Here is a 5426-nt window from a genome sequence, read left to right on the forward strand (position 1 = left end):
TCAACTGCGGCAAGCTGAACGCACCCACCGCCGTCCCCGCCGGAATCGTGAACGACGGAACCGACACCGACGGAATACTCAACTGCGGCAAGCTGAACGCACCCACCGCCGTCCCCGCCGGAATCGTGAACGACGGAACCGACACCGACGGAATACTCAACTGCGGCAAGCTGAACGCACCCACCGCCGTCCCCGCCGGAATCGTCACCGAGGGGATGGTCACCGACGGAATGCTCAACTGCGGCAGGTCGAAGGCGGGGATCGTGATTGCGGGTATCTCGAACGGCGGCAACGTCAGGTCGGGCGTCGTGATGGCGATGTGCAGGTTGCCTTGCCCCACGCCGGGGTAGAGCACGCCGGTGTTCATCTCGCCGCTGTTCAAGAAGCCGTTGTTCATGTTTCCGGTGTTGAGGGCGCCGGTGTTGAGGTCGCCGAGGTTCGCGAAGCCGGTGTTCGCCGACCCGGTGTTGAAGCCGCCGGTGTTGGAGGAACCGGCGTTGAAGTTGCCGGTGTTGTAGTTGCCGGGGTTCAGGATGCCGGTGTTGGCGGTGCCGGCGTCGAGCAGGCCGGTGTTGAACGAGCCCGCGTTGAGGATGCCCGTGTTGGCCAGGCCCGAGTTGAACAGCCCGGTGTTGAAGCTGCCGGCATTGCCGATGCCGAAGTTGCCCGTTCCGGAGTTGAAGAACCCGATGTTTCCGGTCCCCGAGTTGAACAGTCCGATGTTTCCGTCGCCGGTGTTCAGGCCGCCGAGGTTGACCTGGGCGATCCCCGCCGGACCGAGGACTACATAGGTGTTGCCCAGACCGATCAAATTGCTGCCGGTGAGGCCGATGCCAACGTTGTTGTTGCCGGTGTTGGCGATGCCGATGTTGAAGTTGCCCGCGTTGCCGAGGCCCCTGTTTCCGATGCCGAGGTTGCCCAGGCCGACATTCGAGGTGCCGAGGTTGCCGGGGCCGACGTTGGAGTTGCCGAGGTTTCCGCTGCCGAAGTTCCCGTTACCCACACTGGCGAGACCGAAGTTGCTACCGCCCACGTCGCCCAGTCCCAGATTGAGTGCCAGCGTCTTGGCCGGCGGCGCCGACGCCGCGGCCGTGATCGCGCCGACGCCCGACTGCGCCGACAGCGCGTGCGGAATTTGCGGGAAAGGCGCGAGCGCCGAGACAATCGTCGACGCGCCGGCGTAATAGCCGGCCATTGTCGAAACGGCCTGCGCCCACATCTCTTCGTACTCGGCCTCGATCGCGGCGATCGCGGGGGCATTCTGGCCAAAGATGTTGGAAATAACCGCCGACACCAATTGAGAGCGATTGGCCATGACCATCACCGGTTGCACCATTGCCGCCTGCGCCGCCTCGAATCCGAGCACCGCGGCGCGGGCCTGCCGGGCCGCCTGCTCCGCTTGCCCGGCCACTGCACTGAGCCAGCCCGCAAAGGGCGCCGCGGCCGCGGCCATGGCCGTCGCCGACGGACCCTGCCAGGCGCCGCCGGCCAGTCCGGACGTCACCGACTCGAAGATCTCTGCGGCAGAGGACAACTCGGCGGCAACACCACCCCAGGCGGCCGCTGCGGCCGTCATGGGCGCCGCACCCGGGCCCGCCGCCAGTCGGGCCGCGTTGATTTCCGGCGGCAACACAAGAAAGCTCATGGCGCAACCTCTCCGGGTGACCTGTTCGGCGGCCCGCGACGGTCGACCTTGCATCGACGTATCCGCGCGAACCGTAGAGGCACAAGCTACGCGCTAAATGCCCGAATTCATTTAATGAAAAGGAGACCGTTATACAACCGTTATAGTTGATCTAGATTTTGTCCACGCGGTTGACGCGAGCGCAGTTCGAAAGCAAAAGAGGCGGAATGTAAAAGCGCTGCGGCCCGGGTGTGCAAATCCGTGCGGCAGCGTGCGGCGCCCGCCGCGCCTGCTCGTCCGATCACGCTGTTTGCGCGGCAGGCGGAGGGGGTACTGGCAAGCAGTTGCGACTTCAACGGGTGCGCAGGGGGAAGCGGGGACTGAAGATGAGATCTGACGCCAGGACCGCCGCCGCGCTTTTCGGCGGAGCGGCCATGCTCGTCCTAGCGGTCGGCTGCGGGGGTGGCAACAAGGGTCCGAGCAGCAGCAGCACGACCCCGTCGTCGACGACGACGACCACCTCGGTGACAGTGGCCCCTTCCACGACGCAGGGCGGCGGCGGTGAGCCGGGCGGCCCCGCGGGCGGTGGCGGACCGGGCGGCCCCACCGGCGGCGGCGGCGGTTGCGTCGGCAACATCTGCGGCAGCATCCCCTGATCGCGCTCTCCTAGATACTTGCTCCCTATAGCCGGTGGGGCCGGGAATACCTGGCCCCATCGGCTGAGCAATTCGGGCGGCCGGGCGGTCCCTAGGGAGAAGCCCCGCATTCGAGTTATGGTTCACTCCCAACGCGAATGCATAGGGGACTTCAATGGCGAAGCTCAGGTTCGGCTATTTCATCGCACCGTTTCACCGTGCGGGCACCAACCCGACTCTCGCCCTGCAGCGAGACCTGGAGTTCATCCAGCACCTCGATGCCCTGGGCTTCGACGAAGTCTGGCTCGGTGAGCATCACTCGGCCGGCAGCGAGATCATCAGCTCGCCGGAGGTCTTCATCGCGGCGGCAGCGGAGCGCGCCAAGCGAATTCGGTTCGGCACGGGCGTCATCTCGCTCGCGTACCACAACCCGCTATGGGTCGCCGACAGGTTGATGCTGCTCGACCACCTCACCCACGGGCGGGTGATCGGCGGTGTGGGCCCCGGATCCCTGCCCACCGACTCCGCGATGATCGGGTTGACGCCCACCGACACGCGCGAATTGCTCGAGACCAACCTCGACATCGTCGTGCGTCTGCTCGCGGGGGAGACGGTCTCCGCGAAGACCGCGACACACCAGCTGTTCGACGCGCGTCTGCAGCTCGCGCCGTACTCCGACGGCGGGATTCCGCTGGCCGTCGCCGCGGTCGCGTCGCCCACCGGCGCGCGCCTGGCGGGCAAGCACGGCATCGGCCTGCTGTCGATCGGGGCGACCCTGACCGTCGAGGGCTTCAACGCGCTGTCCTATCACTGGGACATCGTCAAGGAACGCGCCGCCGCCTTCGGCAAGCAGGTGGACCGCAACAGCTGGACCCTGGTCGGGCTGTTCCATCTCGCCGAGACCGAGAAGCAGGCCCGCGAGGAGGTGAAGTTCGGCATCGAGCCCTGGTTCCGCTACTTCCAGAAGGTGGCCGCGTTCCCGCAGATGACCATGCCGGGTGATCAGCTCGACGAGATGATCGACGTCATCAACGACAACGGGGCGGGTGTCATCGGGACGCCCGAGCAGGCGCGGGCGCAGGTGCAGCGCCTCTGGGATCAGTCCGGCGGTTTCGGGAGCATGCTGCAGATGGGGCACGAATGGGCGAACCCGGCCGCGACCAAGCGGTCGGCCGAGCTGTTCGCCGCCGAGGTGATGCCGCACTTCCAGGGGCAGGCGCAGCCGACGCTGGACGCGGCCGCGCGCGCGGGTCAGGCGCGCGAGAGCCTCGCGCAATCGCAGCTGGACGCCGTCGCCCACATGGCGCAGAAGTACGAAAGCGAGAAACGCCTCGCCAGCGACACTTGACCTGGTCTCTGACTGACCACTTGGCGCAGATGCCCGCAAACGCCCGAATTCGGTCCGACGAAGAGGGCCAAAGTCCCTAGCTGGATTTGGACCGCTGCGGCGACAATCCCTGGATACCGATGAGTCGATAACGATTCGGGCGGGGAGGGTAATAATGTCTGCCCTAATTGCCATCCCGGAACTGATGGCACAAGCATCGACCGACTTCGCGAGTATCGGTTCCGCCATCGATGCGGCTCACATGCTAGCCGCTACGCCGACCCTTTCCGTACTCCCTTCCGCTGCCGATGAGGTGTCGGTGGGTATCGCCCACCTGTTCTCCGGTTACGCGCACGACTATCAAATGCTGGCCGGAAAGGCGGCGGCATTTCAGGAGCAGTTCGTGCAGCACTTGACGGCCAGTGCCGCCTCGTACGCCAGTGCCGAGGCGGCGAACGTGGCGTCATTGCTGAAGCCCTTGGCGGCGATTTCGACGACCCCGGTTGCCGCTGCCACGGCCGCCGAGTCCACATTGAGCGATCTGATCACAAATTTGGTGACGAATACCGGACTTCTTCTGGGTGGGGCCGCCGTGGCCGGCATCTTCGTCGTCGCCGTTTCCGGTTTTCTTTCTTGGCTCGTCGCGGATCTCGTCATACTTTCTATCGCCCTTAATGTGATGGGCTTCATCGAATCGGTCCCGTTGTTCAACTTAGCGCTGCACGTTGTCATCGACGTGACAAACACGCTGTTGACGGCGTTTCCCGCTTTGCAGCAGCTCGTTTCAGCCGTTACTCCACTAGTCCAATCACTTAACACGGCGATATTCTTGCCAGCGATTGTTTTTGCCCGGTATTTCCAAGCGCTGCTGGTGTTGAGCAACCCGTACGGCATGCCGCCGGCAATGGCAGGGCTATTGCCCAATTAATCGCTTCACATCGTCTCGAGGATCTTCGGGCCGGCGCGACAACGACGAGCGCAAACGTCAGCGCCCCGACTCGCGCTCGGCCGCCTTGACAAGCCGTCCCGCGAAGAACCGGACCGCGCCTCCCAGCGCCGCCTGCAACGCAGGCCCGGTGCCGGGCACGCGCTCGACGAACGAGCCCGTCCAGCGGATGTCGGTCCCGCCGGACGCGTTGGGCGTGAAGACGACCTCGCCGACGTAGTCCTCGGCGGGGCTGCGGCCCACCATCTTGTAGGCGTGACGGCGGTCCTGCTCGTAGGCGATGGTCTCCTCCTGCACCGCCACCGGCCACATGCCCACCTTGCGGATCGCGCCAATCCCGCCCGGCGCCGGGTTACCCTGCCGCGCCCAACTGGACTGCACGACAATCGGCTTGGCCCACTTCGACCAGTTGGCGCCGTCCGTCACGAGCCGGAACAGCGTCGCCGCGGGCGCGCTGCTGGTGCGGTTGATCTCGAACGAATACTTCCGGCCCGGCATGCCCAACTCCTCGGAGATAGCGCCCAACGATCGACTCGAACTGGCGCGTACCCTACCGCCCGCCCGGCGCGGGGACCCCGTCGGGCGTCGGTGAATATCGCCCGGCGCGGTGCGCGGACCGCGATCATGCACGTATGGCAGCGACGTCCGTCAGGTGGCTGGCAGTGCCGGCGGTGCCGCTGTCGCTGGGCGGTTGCGGCGGGGGGGGCCCCCCCGGCCCCCCCCCCCCCCCCCCCCCGGGGGGGGGGGCCACCCGGCCGTCGGGCCCCCCCCGCCGCAACCTTGCCGAAGACGATGGGAGCGGGGATGATTCGCGCGGCCAGCAGCAGCGGGCCCAGGCAGCCCGCCGCGGACGCGCCGACGGTGACCCAGACACCGGACCGCCGCCGACACAGC

Annotated in this window: 5 protein-coding genes; 3 read left to right on the forward strand and 2 right to left on the reverse strand. The window is 66.4% G+C overall.

From position 1 onward, the window contains the following. On the reverse strand, positions 1-1645 hold a 1645-nt coding region (locus GPY60_RS26190), incomplete at its 3' end, for a PPE family protein (RefSeq protein ID WP_156690606.1). Between the two features lie 365 nt (positions 1646-2010). Between GPY60_RS26190 and GPY60_RS26195 the strand changes: the two genes are divergently transcribed. The 3 genes from GPY60_RS26195 to GPY60_RS26205 all read left to right on the forward strand — a co-directional run bounded on the left by GPY60_RS26195 (position 2011) and on the right by GPY60_RS26205 (position 4514). Then, on the forward strand, positions 2011-2280 hold the full coding sequence (locus GPY60_RS26195) for a hypothetical protein (RefSeq protein ID WP_156690607.1): 270 nt from the start codon (positions 2011-2013) through the stop codon (positions 2278-2280). A 154-nt stretch (positions 2281-2434) separates the two neighbouring features. Continuing rightward, positions 2435-3607: an LLM class flavin-dependent oxidoreductase gene (locus GPY60_RS26200; protein WP_156690608.1), complete on the forward strand. Its 1173-nt coding sequence runs from the start codon at positions 2435-2437 to the stop codon at positions 3605-3607. A 154-nt stretch (positions 3608-3761) separates the two neighbouring features. Further along, entirely contained in the window at positions 3762-4514 is a 753-nt protein-coding gene (locus tag GPY60_RS26205; protein ID WP_156690609.1) for a PE family protein, read from the forward strand. Between the two features lie 57 nt (positions 4515-4571). Here the strand turns inward: GPY60_RS26205 and GPY60_RS26210 are convergent, their stop codons facing one another. Next, entirely contained in the window at positions 4572-5030 is a 459-nt protein-coding gene (locus GPY60_RS26210; protein WP_156690610.1) for an SRPBCC family protein, read from the reverse strand. Positions 5031-5426: the final 396 nt, after the last annotated feature.

This window comes from Mycobacterium sp. Marseille-P9652 (genome assembly GCF_902652685.1).
GTDB lineage: Bacteria > Actinomycetota > Actinomycetes > Mycobacteriales > Mycobacteriaceae > Mycobacterium.

Coding starts and splice junctions, on each gene's coding strand:
- GPY60_RS26200 (WP_156690608.1), top strand. CDS start 2,435: ATGGCGAAGCTCAGGTTCGGCTATTTCATCGCACCGTTTCACCGTGCG.
- GPY60_RS26195 (WP_156690607.1), top strand. CDS start 2,011: ATGAGATCTGACGCCAGGACCGCCGCCGCGCTTTTCGGCGGAGCGGCC.
- GPY60_RS26210 (WP_156690610.1), bottom strand. CDS start 5,030: ATGCCGGGCCGGAAGTATTCGTTCGAGATCAACCGCACCAGCAGCGCG.
- GPY60_RS26205 (WP_156690609.1), top strand. CDS start 3,762: ATGTCTGCCCTAATTGCCATCCCGGAACTGATGGCACAAGCATCGACC.